At 66.0% G+C, this 15,403-nt stretch carries 15 protein-coding genes; 5 read left to right on the top strand and 10 right to left on the bottom strand.

The features are described 5' to 3' along the window. The first annotated feature begins 71 nt into the window (after nucleotides 1-71). Entirely contained in the window at nucleotides 72-1,286 is a 1,215-nt protein-coding gene (locus V9K84_RS01530) for an ATP-binding protein (RefSeq protein WP_043862593.1), read from the top strand. Here the strand turns inward: V9K84_RS01530 and V9K84_RS01525 are convergent. Then, on the bottom strand, nucleotides 1,225-2,142 hold the full coding sequence (locus tag V9K84_RS01525; RefSeq protein ID WP_058540987.1) for a LysR family transcriptional regulator: 918 nt from the start codon (nucleotides 2,140-2,142) through the stop codon (nucleotides 1,225-1,227). The genes V9K84_RS01530 and V9K84_RS01525 overlap by 62 nt on opposite strands. 114 nt (nucleotides 2,143-2,256) lie before the next feature. Between V9K84_RS01525 and V9K84_RS01520 the strand changes: the two genes are divergently transcribed. Continuing rightward, the gene (locus V9K84_RS01520) at nucleotides 2,257-3,015 is read left to right on the top strand and encodes an SDR family oxidoreductase (protein WP_078480543.1); all 759 of its coding nucleotides are present in this window, start codon (nucleotides 2,257-2,259) and stop codon (nucleotides 3,013-3,015) included. A gap of 4 nt (nucleotides 3,016-3,019) precedes the next feature. Here V9K84_RS01520 and V9K84_RS01515 read toward each other — a convergent pair whose 3' ends face one another. The 7 genes from V9K84_RS01515 to V9K84_RS01485 all read right to left on the bottom strand — a co-directional run bounded on the left by V9K84_RS01515 (nucleotide 3,020) and on the right by V9K84_RS01485 (nucleotide 7,598). Beyond that, entirely contained in the window at nucleotides 3,020-3,439 is a 420-nt protein-coding gene (locus V9K84_RS01515) for a DUF4375 domain-containing protein (RefSeq protein ID WP_058540986.1), read from the bottom strand. 53 nt (nucleotides 3,440-3,492) lie between these two features. After that, on the bottom strand, nucleotides 3,493-4,350 hold the full coding sequence (locus V9K84_RS01510; protein WP_043862597.1) for an HlyD family secretion protein: 858 nt from the start codon (nucleotides 4,348-4,350) through the stop codon (nucleotides 3,493-3,495). An 11-nt stretch (nucleotides 4,351-4,361) separates the two neighbouring features. After that, the gene (locus tag V9K84_RS01505; protein ID WP_043862598.1) at nucleotides 4,362-4,568 is read right to left on the bottom strand and encodes a DUF1656 domain-containing protein; all 207 of its coding nucleotides are present in this window, start codon (nucleotides 4,566-4,568) and stop codon (nucleotides 4,362-4,364) included. Continuing rightward, a complete protein-coding gene (locus tag V9K84_RS01500) occupies nucleotides 4,555-6,543 on the bottom strand; it encodes an FUSC family protein (RefSeq protein WP_043862599.1) in 1,989 nt (662 codons plus the stop codon). Before V9K84_RS01500 ends, V9K84_RS01505 begins: the two co-directional genes overlap by 14 nt. A 243-nt stretch (nucleotides 6,544-6,786) precedes the next feature. After that, nucleotides 6,787-6,903 (bottom strand): cytochrome c oxidase subunit CcoM, encoded by a 117-nt coding sequence (gene ccoM / locus V9K84_RS01495; RefSeq protein ID WP_043862641.1) that lies wholly within the window; start codon nucleotides 6,901-6,903, stop codon nucleotides 6,787-6,789. Nucleotides 6,904-7,036: 133 nt separating this feature from the next. After that, on the bottom strand, nucleotides 7,037-7,198 hold the full coding sequence (locus V9K84_RS01490) for a hypothetical protein (protein ID WP_088513942.1): 162 nt from the start codon (nucleotides 7,196-7,198) through the stop codon (nucleotides 7,037-7,039). 70 nt (nucleotides 7,199-7,268) lie between these two features. After that, nucleotides 7,269-7,598, bottom strand: coding sequence for a hypothetical protein (locus V9K84_RS01485; protein ID WP_043862600.1), 330 nt, complete (start codon nucleotides 7,596-7,598; stop codon nucleotides 7,269-7,271). 151 nt (nucleotides 7,599-7,749) lie between these two features. On the opposite strand from V9K84_RS01485, the gene V9K84_RS01480 reads away from it, so the two are divergent. Beyond that, nucleotides 7,750-8,364 carry a decarboxylase gene (locus tag V9K84_RS01480; RefSeq protein ID WP_088513943.1) on the top strand — a complete coding sequence of 205 codons (615 nt, stop codon included), beginning with the start codon at nucleotides 7,750-7,752 and terminating at the stop codon, nucleotides 8,362-8,364. Nucleotides 8,365-8,370: 6 nt separating this feature from the next. Here the strand turns inward: V9K84_RS01480 and V9K84_RS01475 are convergent, their stop codons facing one another. Continuing rightward, a complete protein-coding gene (locus V9K84_RS01475; RefSeq protein ID WP_058540983.1) occupies nucleotides 8,371-9,069 on the bottom strand; it encodes a hypothetical protein in 699 nt (232 codons plus the stop codon). Nucleotides 9,070-9,185: 116 nt separating this feature from the next. On the opposite strand from V9K84_RS01475, the gene rapA reads away from it, so the two are divergent. Beyond that, entirely contained in the window at nucleotides 9,186-12,032 is a 2,847-nt protein-coding gene (gene rapA / locus V9K84_RS01470) for an RNA polymerase-associated protein RapA (RefSeq protein WP_054914722.1), read from the top strand. 214 nt (nucleotides 12,033-12,246) lie between these two features. Further along, nucleotides 12,247-14,499, top strand: a complete 2,253-nt coding sequence (locus tag V9K84_RS01465; protein ID WP_088513944.1) for an EAL domain-containing protein — start codon at nucleotides 12,247-12,249, stop codon at nucleotides 14,497-14,499. Here V9K84_RS01465 and V9K84_RS01460 read toward each other — a convergent pair. Continuing rightward, nucleotides 14,399-15,286 (bottom strand): NAD(P)-dependent oxidoreductase, encoded by an 888-nt coding sequence (locus V9K84_RS01460; protein WP_043862605.1) that lies wholly within the window; start codon nucleotides 15,284-15,286, stop codon nucleotides 14,399-14,401. The two genes, V9K84_RS01465 and V9K84_RS01460, sit on opposite strands and share 101 nt — an antisense overlap. Nucleotides 15,287-15,403 lie beyond the last annotated feature (117 nt).

Raw genomic sequence — 15,403 nt, 5'->3', positions numbered from 1 at the left:
TGCGCCTGACACCCTTTTTTTCGCTAAACTGCCAGACATCCTCACCTTGCCGCCAGCCACGTGGACGTTCCATGAGTACTGCCATCACCGCCGACCTTGCCACGATTGCGCGGATCAACGCCGTGCCGGCCATCCTCCAGGTGATCTGCGAAACCACCGGCATGCGCTTTGCGGCCGTGGCCCGTGTCACCGAGAACAACTGGACCGCCTGCGCCGTGCTCGACAACCTGGGCTTTGGCCTGGGAGTGGGCGGCGAGCTGGACGTGGCCACCACGCTATGCCACGAGATTCGCGGCAGCCACCAGACCATCGTGATCGACAAGGCCAGCGAGGACGCCCGCTACTGCCACCACCCCACCCCGCGCCTGTACCGCTTCGAAAGCTATATCTCGGTGCCGGTGTTTCGTACCAACGGCAGCTTTTTCGGCACCATCTGCGCGCTCGATCCGGCCCCGGCCGCTCTCACCGGCAGTGCCATCCAGCCGATGATGGAGTCCTTCGCGCGGCTGTTGACGATCCAGATCGAGAGCGAGGAAGCCGCCCAGCAGACCGAGGCGGCGCTGAAGAAGGAGCTGGCCATCGCCGAGCTGCGCGAACAGTTCATCGCGGTGCTCGGCCACGACCTGCGCAACCCGCTGTTCGCCATCACCGCCGGCGCCGAGCTGCTGGTCAAGCGCCTGGGCGATGCACGCTCGCGAACCATCGCCGAGCACATCCTCGCCTCCGGACGCCGTGCCACCGAACTGGTGCGCGATGTGCTGGACTTCGCCCGCGGGCGCTTGGGCAACGGCATCATGGTGAACATCCAGCCCTGCCCCGACCTGGACACCGCCCTGCGTCAGGTGGCCTCCGAGCTGCAACGGGTCTACCCGCAGCGGGTGATACGCCTGCATATCGATGACCTCAGCGGCATGTGCTGCGACCGCGAGCGGATCACCCAGCTGCTCTCCAACCTGCTGGCCAACGCCCTGAACCATGGCGACGCCAACAGCCCGGTAGATGTATCGGCGCGTATCGAGCAGCAGGTGTTCACCCTGGGCGTGCACAACCAGGGCGCGCCGATTGCCCCGGCGGTGATGGCGCAACTGTTCCAGCCGTTTTCGCGCCCGCTCGACGGCACCCCGCAAAGCGGCCTGGGGCTGGGCCTGTACATCGCCAACCAGATTGCCCTGGCCCATGGCGGGCGCATGGAAGTGGTGTCCAGCCGCGAGGCCGGCACGCTGTTCAGCCTGCGCCTGCCACTGGATCGAGTTGCCCCGCCAGAACCTGCTCCAGCCACCCCATGAACGCCGCCACCCGCAACGGCAGGTGCACCTGCCGAGCGAACAGCAATGACACCGGCATCGGCTCGGGCACCTGCTGGTCCAGCACGCTGACCAGTTGCCCGCTCTCCAGGTACTCGCGCACACCGGCAAAGGGCGCCTGGATGATGCCCAACCCGGCCAGGCAGGCGCTTTCGTAGGCATCGGTATTGTTCACCGTGACTGCACCGCCCATGGGCTGATACCGCGTCGTGGCGCCCTGTCGGTACTCGAACCCCGGACAGCGCGCCCCCAGGTTCTGTACGTAGTGGATCAACTGGTGGTCGCGCAGGGCCTCCAGCCGTGTCGGCACCCCCATGCGCTGCAGGTAGGCAGGGCTGGCGCAGTTGACCATGCGCAGGCTGCCCAGGGGCCGGGCAACCAGCGCAAGGTCGCTGAGCGCACCAATGCGCAGCACGCAGTCGAAGCCCTCGCGCACCAGGTCGACCTGGCGATCGGTGCAACTGATCTCCAGCGCCAGCCCCGGGTGCTGCTGCATGAACGCCGGCAAGGCCGGCAGGATGATGCGCCGTGCCATCAGCGTTGGCAGGTCGATGCGCAGGCGACCGTGCAACTGGGCCGGGTCGGGCCGAAACAGCCCTTCGAGCTCGTCCATTCGCGACAGCAGGTCTTTGCTACGCTCGTACAGTTGCAGGCCATCCTGGGTGGCCTGTACACGCCGCGTGGTGCGGTTGAGCAGGCGCGTGCCCAGGTGCCTCTCAAGCAGGCGCACCTGTTCCGAGACGGTAGAACGCGGCAGCCCCAGGCTCTCCCCGGCCAGGGTGAAGCTCGACAGTTCGGCAACCCGCACAAAGGTGCGCAACAGCTCCAGCGTGTTCATCCAGCCCCTCCATTGTTCGACCCTGCCGAACAGTATTTCCGAATCCAGCGGATTTATCAGTACCGGAGCGACCAATAGACTGTGCTCGACTTCAGCCACCCCGAGGAACCGACCATGACCCGCAAGATCGCACTGATTACCGGCGCCAGCCGTGGCCTGGGCAGGAACACCGCGTTGCACCTGGCAGCCCAGGGCATCGACATCATCGGCACCTACCACAGCAAGGCCGACGAGGCCCACGCGCTGGTGGCCGAGCTTGAGCAAAAAGGCGTGCGCGCCACCATGTTGCAACTGGACGTGAGCAACAGCGCCAGCTTCGAGGCGTTCGCCGCCACCCTCGATGACACCTTGCAGCGTACCTTCGGCCGTCGACAGTTCGACTTTCTGGTGAACAACGCCGGCATCGGCATCAACGCAAGCTTCAGCGAAACCACCGAAGCGCAGTTCGATACCCTGCTCAACATCCAGCTCAAGGGCCCGTTCTTTCTCACCCAGCGGCTGCTGCCGCTGCTTGCCGACCAGGGCCGCATCGTCAATATCTCCACCGGGCTGACCCGCTTCGCCCTGCCCGGCTTTGCCGCCTACGCGGCGATGAAGGGCGCAATGGAGGTGCTGACCCGCTACCAGGCCAAGGAGCTCGGTGCGCGTGGCATTCGCGTGAACATCCTGGCCCCCGGTGCCATCGAGACCGACTTTGGTGGCGGTGTGGTGCGCGACAATGACCAGGTGAACGGCTTTATCGCCAGCAACACCGCCCTGGGCCGCGTGGGCCTGCCGGATGATATCGGCGCGGCGGTGGCTGTGCTGCTCGGCGACGGTGGCAGCTGGATCAACGGCCAGCGGGTGGAGGTGTCGGGCGGGATGTTCCTGTGAAACCTCAGAGGTGCCTGTACAGCTCGGTGAGGCGGTCCAGCGCGGCCTGCACGAAGTCCTCGGGCAGGTCCTGGATCAATCGCGACGGGGCCTCGAACAGGTCCTCGCCGTGCGCTGCCTCAAGCGCCTCGAGCACTTCCATGCGCGCGTCACGACGCTCGGGATAGTGCGGGCCGAACAGCGCCAGGGCATCACCGAACGCCTTGGCAGTGACCGGCATGTGCAGGGCATGCAGGCCGCGCAAGGCGATCAGGGCCTGGTCGCCGGCACTGTTCCAGAAATACTGGTCCAGCCGCCCGTTCATGGTTTCGGCCTCCAGCCACCACAGCGCGATGGCTTCCTGCTCCTGCGCCAGCAAGGTGTCGAAACCGTGACCCCAGCGTGCTTCGAGTTGCGCCCAGGTGGGACTGTTGGTGATGCTCATGTACGTTCCCTCGCCCACGTGCCGAATCGATGGGCGCGATTATAGGCGCCGCCTCAGTCCTCGCGCACCTGCACGCTGGCGGTCATGCCTGCACTGAGGTTGACCCCCGCTGGCACCTCGTCGAGCCGGATGCGCACCGGAATGCGCTGGGCCAGGCGCACCCAGTTGAAGGTCGGCTCCACTTCGGCCAGCAACTGGCTGTCGGGGGTGGCGTTGCGATCGGTGATGCCGCGGCTGATGCTCTGCACATGGCCCTGCATCGGCTCGCCGGCGCTCATCAGCCACACCTTGACCGGCGCACCGACCTTGATGCGCGGCAGCTTGGTTTCTTCGAAATAGGCCTGCACATAGAAGGTCGAGTCGTCCACCAGCGCCATCACCGGCTGCCCGGCATTCACATAATTGCCCTCGGCCAGGCGCAGGTTGGTGATGTGCCCGTCCCGCGGTGCCTTGACCTGGCTGCGCGCCAGGTTGAGCGCGGCCACCTTGACCTCGGCCAGGGCCTGGCGCAGCTCGCCACGGGCCACGGCGGCGTTGATCTGGGCATTTTCGCGCAGCTCGGCGCTGATCGCCTGCGGGCCCAGTGCAGCGCGGCGCGAGGCCTCGTGTTCGCGCAGGCGCAGTTGCTGCTGGCGGGTCTCGGCCACGGCATTGGCTTTTTCCAGCGCGGCCTCGAAGCGGTCCTTGTCGATGGACATCAGCAAATCCCCCGCCTTGACCTCCTGGTTGTCGTGCACCTTGAGCTCGCGCACCCAGCCCGACACATCCGGGGCGACGATCACCACGTCGGCGCGGATCTTCGCGTCGCGGGTCCAGGGGGTGAGCATGTAGTAGCGCCACAGTTCGAGGCCGGCGAACACCGCCACCACCACCAGGCACAGGGTTACGGCAACACGCACATAGGTACGCATGGTCAAACTCCTTACAGGGGCCCCAGTACGCGGGTGACCAGGGCCAGAATACAAACGAACAGTGCAGTGTCGAACAGGGCTTCATGCCACACCCAGCGCCCCAGCGGGGTCAGACGCAGCAGCAGCCGCACCGCGAAGGTCAGCAGCAGCGCCAGCACCGCATAGATCAGAAACGGGCTGAGCAGTACCCCGCCCATTGCCCACTCACGCAACCCCATGGAGTTCCTCCTGTCGCCGGCACCATTTGGCCCAGCTGTGTCGAAGTTGCAGTACCGCGCCCACGGCAAGACGCAGCGGGTCGCTGTCGGGGCGTTGCTGCAACGCCGCGATGAAGGCTTCGCTGGCAGCATCCAGGCGCTGCCCGCGCCCGGCACCCGGGCCCTGTGCCAGCACGTTTTCCAGCTGCTGGAAATACGCACGCTGCGCCGCGTCCGGTGGCACCTGGGCCACCGCCAGGCACATGCGCAGGTGCAGCAGTTCGTCGCCGATGTCCAGCCCGTGCAGGCCATCGTCCCAGTGGCCGCGCTCCTGCTCGGGCAGCGCGGTGTAATGGCGCGCCAGCTGCAGCAGGCGGTCGGCCATGCGCCCGCCAAACCAGGTTTCGGCGCCGCGCAGGTCGCGCCGGGTCAGGCGTACCAGGTCGTTCTGGGTGGCGGCGCGCAGGCGCCGGCCGTGCCATGCGGGGTTGCGCAACACCAGCAGCTTGAACGCCAGCACCGCTGCGCCCACCCCCAGCAGCATGGCCTGGGCACTGTTGAGAAAGTTGGCCACATCGAACGTCATGGTATTGAGCGGTGCCACCAGCACGATGAAGTGCAGGCAGTACGAAGTGGCTGTGGCGCCGATTTTCGGGTTGGCCATGCCCAGCGCGCCCAGGAACAGCGGCACCCCCATACCCATGCACAGCAAGGCAAAACCGCTCCACTGCGGCAGCAGGATCTGCCCGACGAAGAACGCCACGGGCACCGCCAGCAGGATGCCGCGCAAGAAACTCATGCCGATCTGCGCGCCATTCTCGCGACTGGCGAACAGGCTGCACACCACGCAGGTGAGCACCAGGCCGCCGGGCGCCGCCGACCAGGCGGTGGCCAGCCAGAAGCTGGCCATGGCCAGGAACGCCAGCGCACTGCGCGAGCCGAACAGCAGTGCCAGCGGCACGTCGCGGTGCACCGCCAGGCTGTCGGGCAGGTCGGCTGGTGCCTTGCCCTCCTCCACCGCGCGCAGGGCCAGGGTCGCCGCCATGGCGTTATCCAGCAGCAGGGTCAGACGCGCCAGGCAGTAATGCTGCGCGGGGCTGTTGTGCTCGTCATGGGCGGCATCCCAAACGCGCTGGCGCAGCACCAGCAGTGCGGCCTGATCGGGCTCGGCCAGGGCGGCCTGCACCTCGCTCAGCCACGGGGCCATGTGCTGCGCCTGTTCGTCGTCGAGCTGGCGCCACTGACGGCGTACAGAACGGGCGATGCGCAACAGGATCAGCAGCTTCTGGCTGAGCCCGCGAATCGCCCGGGCACGCTGGCGACCCAGGCTGCCTTCGAACCAGGCGTGTTCGCGCTGGGCATCCACCGCGACGATGCGCCCCAGAATCTCCAGAAGGCCCTTGCGCCCCTGCTCCTCGCCGGTCAGGGTCGCACTGGCCGCCTGCAGGCCGCTTTGCCAGGCCTGGCGAGCCTGCCCGCTGAGCTGCTGCTCGACCCGCATCGGCCAGAGCAAGGCGCTGACCAAGGTGGCGCAGATGATGCCCAGGCTGATCTCGGTGCAGCGTGCCACCGCCTGGTCGAACACCAGCAGCGGGTGATTGATGGCCGGCAAGGCGATGATCGCCACGGTGTAGCCGGCCAGCACGAAGGAATACGCCCAGGCGCTGCGCAGCAGGGTCGAGCAGGCCGTGCACAGCGCCAACCACAGGGCCAACGCCAGCAGAAACAGCCACGGCGTCTGGGCGAACAGGCCCATGAACACCACTGACATGATCGTGCCGACCAGCGTGCCGAACAGCCGTGCCAGGCCCTTCTGCAGCACCATGCCCGACAGCGGCTGGGCCACGATGAAAGCCGTCATCAACGCCCAGGCCGGTTGTTCCAGCCCCCAACGCAACGCCAGCCACAGCGCCAACCCGCCGCCAAGCAGGGTTTTCACGGCAAATTGCACAGCGAGTCGGTTGGGCGCCAGCAGGGCCTGCAGAGTGATGGGCACGGATCGAACCTTGGGAAGCGATGAAGTAAAGATAGACACAGATACGCGGGAAAGGTCAGATGCGAATTATTAGCTAGCTAACTACTTATAGTCCAGAATTTTTCTGCCTTCCCGCGCCGGCAAGGCCGGTGCCTACAGGGCCCATCCCGGCAGGCCCCGGTACTGCCACCCCAAATTCCAGGCAAAAAAAATGGGCAACCGAAGTTGCCCTAAATGCCTTGCGTGCTCGTGTATCGGAAAGGATCAGCCCTGCTTGCGCTTGTTCGAGTCCTTCCAGATGAAAATACCCAGGCCTGCGAAAAACAGCAGCATCAGGCCGACTGTCACAACGCCAGCGATAACCACATTATCGAAGAACATATCGGCCTCCATTCGCCTGCACCTGTCTGATGGGGTAACAGTAGCGAATGGGGCGGGACAGGAAATTGACCGAGGTCAATGGCGCCCATCAACGGACGCGCGAGGCGGGTGCAGGGTTGACCTGCATCAAGAATCAGCGCTTCTTCGGCTTGCCCTTGGGCTTTTTCTTGCCCTTGCCCAGGGGCATTGCCTGCTCGAACGCCTGACGCACTTCGTTCAGGCGCTTTTCCTTGAGGTCGTGCACGCGACGGGCGCGCTCGGCGCCGAAATCGATCAGGTTGTCGTCTTGGCTCATGTTCAGGCTCGTGGAACGGACTGCGGAAGTCGCCATGATGAGGGCTCGCGCCCGCACTGAACAGCCCCGCTCAGACTTCGATGTCCACCAGCAGGCCCTGGCGCGGCTGTTCGCCCATCAGCGGCGCCACCGGCACGGTGTTGTCGGCGTTGACCTCGTCGCCCGGCAGGGCCTGGTACAGCTCTTCGTCCGGGGCCTTGCGGCGTTTGCCCTGGCGGCGGCGCTGCTCGTCACGCAGCAGTACCCCCGACTCCTGCGGGTCGCGCTTCTTGAAATCGATATTGCTGTCGGTGGCGCTGGGCTGGGCCGGCACCACGGGGGCGATGGTCGGCGGCTGCTTGACCGGGTCGTGTTGCGTGGTGACCGGGGCGGCACTGAGGGGAATGATGGGCGGCAGCATGGTTGTTGTTCTCCTGTCGCCAATGTGTCGGCTGCCAAACGGCAGCCTTGAGCGCCGATGGCAAAAGTGTGGCATCCGTCACAGCCAGGGGTGTGCCTGAGTATAGTACGCTGCGCTTCCCGTTTTTCGCCCTATAAGGCAGGAGCCTACGATGCGCATCCCCTATCGCCTCCTGGCGAGTATCGGCCTGGCCACGGCCGGCCTTGCGGCCATGGCTGACCCGGCTCCGGTGCTGTTCGGTGGCTGGCGCAACCTCGCCACGGCGGCCGATGCCGGGTATGTCGAAGAGAACATGGCATTCGCCATGCTGCCGGCAGTGGTTGCCCGCGGCACGCGCATGGCTGTGCTGGACGAGGAGCGCAAGCAGACCGTGTGTTGCCTGGAGGTGGTCAGCGTGCCGCTTGAAGACAGCCTGCTGCGCCACCGTTTCGACCTGCCGGGCGTCTGGGTGAGCGACCTGCGCAATGACTGGAACATCGACCACCGGCCCTACCTGCCCGAGGTGTTCGCCCTGCAACGACGCGACGCCCTGGTCGACTATCACTTCGATGAAAATGGCTACGGCCACCTGGGGGGCCTGCTCGTCCCGGCCGATGCACGAATCACGCCCCAGGGCACGCTGCACACCGGTGGCCAGACGTTCATCGTCGACATCGATACCCAGCCGATGGCCAACGACAACGGCTCGATGAGCCGCTACACCCTGACCGACACACGCAACCCGCAGCACCGCTATACGGTGGAAGTCCCCGTCGCCACCTACTGACGTGCCCTACTGATCGGGGTCGTCATCGTCCGGTTCGGGCGCCGCTTCGCTCCACGGGCGCTTGAGCACGCTGTTCCAGACCTTCTCCAGGTGTTCGCGCAGCACCGGCGGTGCGTCCTTGAGGGTGGGGCCGTCTTCGCGTTCACCACCAAAGGCATCCTCGCCTTCCGGGGCGATCAACGACTGGCCGTTGATCACGTAGCTGGCGGCCCCTTCGCGCAGTTCCACATGCAGGTCCTGCGGGTCGACACCGCCGCCGCAAAAGGAATGGCTGGCAACGGTCAGTTCGGCCACACCATCGTTGTTCAGGTCGCTGGCGCCGCTGACGTCGGTATAGAAGCCCACGTCCAGGTCCAGCCCCGGGCAGGTGGTTTCATTCTCGATGGTCCAGCGCGCCTTGTAGGTTTGGGCGTCGTGGCTGCGGCCATACAGGGTAGCGGTGAGCACCACCCGGTCGACCTCCTGCTGGGTTTCCTCGTCGCTGACCTGGTCGTCCAGACGGCTGAGCACCAGCACCGCCTCGCCGTCGCGGTCGCGAAAGTGCACGTTCTGCACCGGCACCTGTACGCCCAGCGCCGCCAGCGCCGGGGGCTCCAGTGGTGGCAGCAGTTCGAAACCCTGCTGGTCGCAGGCGCCGAGCGAGGCCAGGCTGGCCAGTACGATGCAGTGGCGTAACGGGAGGGACAGCAGAGGGTGTCGGAGCATGGGTCGAGGCCTGTGGTGGCAAAGACGGCTTTCGTCGATGAAATCGCCAGACGCTTTGGTCTGTGCAGCCCTATCCGTTAAGATAGTCGCCTTTTGAATGGCGGGAGTCAGGCAGTATGGCGCAGCAGTATCAACCGGGGCAACGCTGGATCAGCGACAGCGAAGCCGAGCTGGGTCTAGGGACCGTTCTGGCACAGGACGGCCGCTTGTTGACCGTGCTCTACCCGGCCACTGGCGACACCCGCCAGTACTCCCTGCGCAATGCGCCCCTGACCCGCGTGCGTTTCTCGCCGGGCGACCAGATCACCCACTTCGAAGGCTGGAAGCTGACCGTGCGCGAAGTCGAGGTCATCGACGGCCTGATGGTCTACCACGGCCTCGATGCCCAGAACCAGGCCTGCACCCTGCCTGAAACCCAGCTGTCGAACTTCATCCAGTTCCGCCTGGCCAGCGACCGCCTGTTCGCCGGGCAGATCGACCCGCTGGCGTGGTTCTCGCTGCGCTACAACACCCTGGAACACACCAGCCGCCAGTTGCAGTCGTCGCTGTGGGGCCTGGGCGGCACCCGTGCCCAGCCGATCGCCCACCAGTTGCACATTGCCCGCGAAGTGGCCGACCGTATCGCCCCGCGCGTACTGCTGGCCGACGAAGTGGGCCTGGGCAAGACTATCGAAGCCGGCCTGGTGATCCATCGCCAGCTGCTCACGGGTCGCGCCAGCCGCGTGCTGATCCTGGTGCCGGAGAACCTGCAGCACCAGTGGCTGGTGGAAATGCGTCGCCGCTTCAACCTGCAGGTGGCACTGTTCGACGCCGAGCGCTTCATCGAAAGCGATGCCAGCAACCCATTCGAGGATGCGCAACTGGCGCTGGTGGCGCTGGAGTGGCTGACCGAGGATGAAAAGGCCCAGGACGCGCTGTTCGCCGCCGGCTGGGACCTGCTGGTGGTCGACGAGGCGCACCACCTGGTGTGGCACGAAGACCAGGTCAGCCCGGAGTACGCGCTGGTCGAGCAACTGGCCGAGGTCATCCCCGGCGTACTGCTGCTGACCGCCACCCCCGAGCAACTGGGCCAGGACAGCCACTTCGCACGCCTGCGCCTGCTCGACCCCAACCGTTTCCACGACCTGGCCGCATTCCGCGCCGAGAGCGACAACTATCGCCCGGTGGCCGAGGCGGTGCAGGAGCTGCTCGATGAAGGCCGCCTGTCGCCCAAGGCCCACGCCACCATCCAGGGCTTCCTGGGTGCCGAAGGCGAGGCGCTGCTGGCCGCAGTCAACGATGGCGACACCCAGGCCAGCGCACGCCTGATCCGCGAGCTGCTGGACCGCCACGGCACCGGCCGCGTGCTGTTTCGCAACACCCGCGCCGCGGTGCAGGGCTTCCCGCAGCGCCAGCTGCACGCCTACCCGCTGCCGTGCCCCGACGAGTACATGGAACTGCCGGTGGGCGAGCATGCCGACCTGTACCCGGAAGTCAGCTTCCAGGCCCAGGGCGACAGCGACGAAGAGAGCCGCTGGTGGCGCTTCGACCCACGGGTCGAATGGCTGATCGACACCCTCAAGATGCTCAAGCGGGTCAAGGTGCTGGTGATCTGCGCCCACGCCGAAACCGCGATGGACCTGGAAGACGCCCTGCGCGTGCGCTCGGGCATTCCGGCCACGGTGTTCCATGAAGGCATGAGCATCCTGGAGCGCGACCGCGCCGCCGCCTACTTTGCCGACGAAGAGTTCGGCGCGCAGGTGCTGATCTGCTCGGAAATCGGCAGCGAAGGCCGCAACTTCCAGTTCGCCCACCACCTGGTGCTGTTCGACCTGCCGGCCCACCCCGACCTGCTGGAACAGCGCATCGGCCGCCTGGACCGTATCGGCCAGAAGCACACCATCGAGCTGCATGTGCCGCACCTGCAGAACAGCCCGCAGGAGCGCCTGTTCCAGTGGTACCACCAGGCACTCAATGCCTTCCTCAATACCTGCCCTACCGGCAACGCCCTGCAGCACCAGTTCGGCCCGCGCCTGCTGCCGCTGCTGGAAAGCGGCGACGACGGCGAGTGGGAAGCGCTGGTCAACGAAGCCTGCGCCGAGCGCCAGCGCCTGGAGTCTGAGCTGCACAGCGGCCGCGACCGCCTGCTGGAGCTCAACTCCGGTGGTGCCGGCGAAGGCCAGGCGCTGGTGGAGGCGATCCTCGAGCAGGACGACCAGTTCGCCCTGCCGATCTACATGGAAACCCTGTTCGACGCCTTCGGTATCGACAGCGAGGACCACTCGGAAAACGCCCTGATCCTCAAGCCGAGCGAGAAGATGCTCGACGCCAGCTTCCCGCTGGGCGACGACGAAGGCGTGACCATCACCTACGACCGCAACCAGGCGCTGTCGCGCGAGGACATGCAGTTCATCACCTGGGAACACCCCATGGTGCAGGGCGGCATGGACCTGGTGCTCAGCGGCTCGATGGGCAATACCGCGGTGGCGCTGATCAAGAACAAGGCGCTCAAGCCGGGCACCGTGCTGCTCGAACTGCTGTACGTCAGCGAAGTGGTCGCCCCGCGCGCCCTGCAACTGGGCCGCTACCTGCCGCCGGCAGCGCTGCGCTGCCTGCTCGACACCAACGGCAACGACCTGGCGGCGCGGGTGTCGTTCGAGACCCTCAACGACCAGCTCGAAAGCGTGCCCAAGGCCAGCGCCAACAAGTTCATCCAGGCCCAGCGCGATGTCCTGACCCCGCGCATCAATGCCGGCGAGGCCAAGATCATGCCGCGCCACGCCGAGCGTGTGGCCGAGGCGCAGCGCCGCCTGGCAGCCGAAACCGATGAAGAACTGGCGCGCCTGACCGCGTTGCAGGCGGTCAACCCGACCGTGCGCGACACCGAAATCCAGGCCTTGCGTGCGCAACGCGAGCAGGGCCTGGCGATGCTGGAGAAGGCCGCACTGCGCCTTGAGGCAATTCGGGTACTGGTCGCCGGCTGACCCACTGGCCGGCTCCTGCACGATCGATGCAGGAGCCGGCTTGCCGGCGAAGGGCGCGACTCGGTTTTAGAACCAAACGCTATCGCCCCAATCTCCAATCCATACAAGTCAATCTGCCATTAATCCCGATGGGTTAATGCTCTCTTCCTATACTCAGCCAAAACCGTCTCCACTCCGCTGGAGGCCGCGTGCACACCGGACCAAGAGGCATGCTATGGAGTGGCAGGGGCTGCATGTACTCGCCGAACTTCCCGCAACCGGACAATTGCTCCTCGATTGCCGGCACAACCCTTACCTGGTGGCACTTGCCTACCTGGTCGCCTGCGCGGGTAGTTTCGCCACCTTCGACATCATCGAACGCGTGGGCAATGCCGAGCACAGCGCCGCCCAACGTCAATGGCGCCTGCTCGGCACCTTCTGCCTGGCCTGCAGCGTGTGGGGCATGCACTTCATCGGCATGCTCGCCTTCCAGGCCCCCCTCGAGGTGCACTACGACCTGGCCCTGACGGCCGTATCGCTGCTGCTGATGCTGCTCGCCGCCTGGAGTGCGATGAACCTGCTCGGCACACCCCAGCCGCGCCTGCACCAGCATGTGCTGGCGGCCATCGCCATCGGCCTGGGCATCGGCGCCATGCATTACACCGGCATGGCAGCCATGCGCTCCAACGCCTCGCAGTTCTACCGCGCCGACCTGCTGGCAAGTTCGGTGGTGGTCGCCTTCGGCGTCAGCCTGCTGGCGTTGCTGCTGACCCGCTACCGCCCGGCCCACAGCAACTGGCCCAGGTACGTCGCCAGCCTGGTGATGGCCACCGGCATCATTGCTACCCATTTCACCGGCATGTGGGCCTTGACCCTGGTACTGCCCGTGGACGCGCCGCTGCAGTTGCCGATCACCGACAACAGCCTGCACCTGAGCCTGGCCATCGCCTTCGTCGCCCTGCTGATCAGCGCCAGTTGCATCAGCGCCGCCCTGTCGGACAAGAAGCTGCAGAGCAAGGAGCACGACCTGCGCCGGGTCAACATGCTGCTCAGCCAGCTGGACCAGGCACGGGTCTCGCTGCAACAGGCGGCGCACTACGATGCACTGACCAACCTGGTCAACCGTCGCGGTTTCAACCAGCTGTTCGCCGAGCGCCTGGCCGAACAGGCGGCCAGCGGCGGCATGCTGGCGGTGATGTTCCTGGACATCGACCACTTCAAGCGCATCAACGACAGCCTGGGCCATGACGCGGGGGACCAGTTGCTGCAGGTGATCGCCGCGCAGATCAAGAGCGCCACCCGCACCCACGACGTGGTGGCCCGCTTCGGCGGCGACGAGTTCTGCATTCTGATCGGCCTGCACAACCGCGACGAGGCCCGCCACCTGGCGCAGCGCATCATGCACAAGGTCAAGGAACCGATCGACCTGAGCGGCCGGCGCATGGTGATGACCACCAGCATCGGCATCAGCGTGTTCCCCGACGACGGCGAAAGCTGCGACGAGCTGCTCAAGCACGCGGACCTGGCCCTGTACCAGTCCAAGGGCTGCGGGCGCAACAACCTGAACTTCTTCAGCAGCAACCTGAAAACCCGCGCCACCCTGGAGCTGCAACTGGAGGAGGAGCTGCGCGTGGCCCTGCTCGAAGAGCGCGGGCTGCGCATCCACTACCAGCCGATCTTCGACCTGGCCAGCGGCCAGGTGGCCAAGCTCGAAGCGCTGATCCGCTGGCAGCACCCGCAGCACGGCCTGCTCAGCCCCGACCGCTTCATCGGCATTGCCGAAGCCAACGGCCTGATCGGCGAGCTCGACCTGTGGGTGTTGCGCCGCGCCTGCCAGGACCTGGCGCAGTTGAGCCGCCATGGCTTCGACCAACTCAAGGTCACCGTCAACTGCTCGGCGCTGACCCTGGGCCGCGAAGAACTCGTCAGCGAAGTGGAGGATGCGCTGTTCAGCGCGGGGCTGCCGGCCTGGCGCCTGGAAATGGAGGTGACCGAAAACGCGCTGATGGGCAACATCCACAACACCATCGCCCTGCTCAAGCGTATCCGGGCCAAGGGCGTTTCGCTCTCGATCGACGACTTCGGCACCGGCTACTCATCGCTGGCCTACCTCAAGCGCCTGCCGCTGGACACGCTGAAGATCGACCGCTCGTTCATCCAGGACATCCCCCACTCCGAGCAGGACATGGACATCGTGCAGGCCATCATCATCATGGCCCACACCCTGCACCTGAAGGTGGTGACCGAGGGAGTGGAAACCGTCGAGCAGTACCAGTTCCTGCGCCAGCAGGGCTGCGACTTTCTGCAGGGCTACCTGTTCAGCCGCCCGGTACCGATGGGCGAGCTGCACGCGGTGCTCGGCAGCCTCAACCAGTGCAGCGACCTGCCTATGGCTTGCGGCGAAACAGCTCGACCAGGGTTGCGGGATCCTTTTCCAGGTAACCCTGGCTGCCGTGCAAGCGCATCAGCTGCGCCGCCAGGCCGCTGATCGGGGTGGCCGAGCCCTGCTCGCGGGAAAACTTGACCGCCGTATCCAGGTCCTTGAGCAAGGTGCGCACGTGCCACTTAACCGGCTCGTAACGCTGCTCGGCCATTTGCGGGGCCAGGATCTGCAACGGCCTGGAATCGGCGAAACCGCCCGCCAGGGCTTCGGCGATCAGGCTGGCATCCACCCCTGACTGTTCGGCCAGGGCCACCACCTCGGCAATCACCAGTGCGTTGCAGGCCACGATCATCTGGTTGCAGGCCTTGGTCACCTGCCCTGCCCCCACCGCGCCCATGTGCGTGACCCTCTGCCCCAGCACCTGGAGCACCGGGCGCACCCGCTCAAGATCGGCCGCCTCGCCGCCGACCATGATCGCCAGGCTGCCGGCCTCGGCGCCCGGGGTGCCGCCCGACACCGGTGCATCCAGCCAGTGCATGCCGCAGGCCTGCCTCAGCTGTGCGGCCATTTGCCGCGTGGCGCCGGGCTCCAGGCTGGAAAAATCCACCAGCAGCTGCCCGGCCGCGCCGCCTGCGGCGATACCGTCGTCACCGAATACCACCTCGTGCACCACCTGGGTGTCGGCCAGGCACAGCATCACCACGTCCGCCGCCGCGCAGAGCTCTGCCGGGCTGTTCGCCTGGCTCGCCCCGGCGGCCACCAGTGGTGCGCACTTGTCCGATGAACGGTTCCATACGGTCAACGGAAAACCGGCCGCCAGCAGGCGCCGACACATGGGCAATCCCATCAGACCGATACCGGCGAACCCCAGCGAAGGTAGTGCAATGCTCATGACAGCTCCTGGCAAATTAAAGAAGTTGGCGATGCGGACGATTCAGTTCTCAGACGTGACAGGAAAACCCTTAGAGGGTTATAGGGCAGGACCCTATCGCTCACGCCAAAGGCGCAC

Origin of the sequence: Pseudomonas sp. AE27 (assembly GCF_037113495.1) — a bacterium.
GTDB lineage: Bacteria > Pseudomonadota > Gammaproteobacteria > Pseudomonadales > Pseudomonadaceae > Aquipseudomonas > Aquipseudomonas palmensis.
Note: the sequence above shows the minus strand (reverse complement) of the source record. Positions and strands in the feature narration are given on the sequence as shown.

Bases quoted from the DNA above. Each gene is read 5' to 3' on its own strand.
- V9K84_RS01460 (WP_043862605.1), bottom strand. From the start codon at position 15,286: ATGAGCATTGCACTACCTTCGCTGGGGTTCGCCGGTATCGGTCTGATG.
- V9K84_RS01530 (WP_043862593.1), top strand. From the start codon at position 72: ATGAGTACTGCCATCACCGCCGACCTTGCCACGATTGCGCGGATCAAC.
- rapA (WP_054914722.1), top strand. From the start codon at position 9,186: ATGGCGCAGCAGTATCAACCGGGGCAACGCTGGATCAGCGACAGCGAA.
- V9K84_RS01515 (WP_058540986.1), bottom strand. From the start codon at position 3,439: ATGAGCATCACCAACAGTCCCACCTGGGCGCAACTCGAAGCACGCTGG.
- V9K84_RS01480 (WP_088513943.1), top strand. From the start codon at position 7,750: ATGCGCATCCCCTATCGCCTCCTGGCGAGTATCGGCCTGGCCACGGCC.
- V9K84_RS01475 (WP_058540983.1), bottom strand. From the start codon at position 9,069: ATGCTCCGACACCCTCTGCTGTCCCTCCCGTTACGCCACTGCATCGTA.
- V9K84_RS01465 (WP_088513944.1), top strand. From the start codon at position 12,247: ATGGAGTGGCAGGGGCTGCATGTACTCGCCGAACTTCCCGCAACCGGA.
- ccoM (WP_043862641.1), bottom strand. From the start codon at position 6,903: ATGTTCTTCGATAATGTGGTTATCGCTGGCGTTGTGACAGTCGGCCTG.
- V9K84_RS01510 (WP_043862597.1), bottom strand. From the start codon at position 4,350: ATGCGTACCTATGTGCGTGTTGCCGTAACCCTGTGCCTGGTGGTGGTG.
- V9K84_RS01485 (WP_043862600.1), bottom strand. From the start codon at position 7,598: ATGCTGCCGCCCATCATTCCCCTCAGTGCCGCCCCGGTCACCACGCAA.
- V9K84_RS01520 (WP_078480543.1), top strand. From the start codon at position 2,257: ATGACCCGCAAGATCGCACTGATTACCGGCGCCAGCCGTGGCCTGGGC.
- V9K84_RS01505 (WP_043862598.1), bottom strand. From the start codon at position 4,568: ATGGGGTTGCGTGAGTGGGCAATGGGCGGGGTACTGCTCAGCCCGTTT.
- V9K84_RS01490 (WP_088513942.1), bottom strand. From the start codon at position 7,198: ATGAGCCAAGACGACAACCTGATCGATTTCGGCGCCGAGCGCGCCCGT.
- V9K84_RS01525 (WP_058540987.1), bottom strand. From the start codon at position 2,142: ATGAACACGCTGGAGCTGTTGCGCACCTTTGTGCGGGTTGCCGAACTG.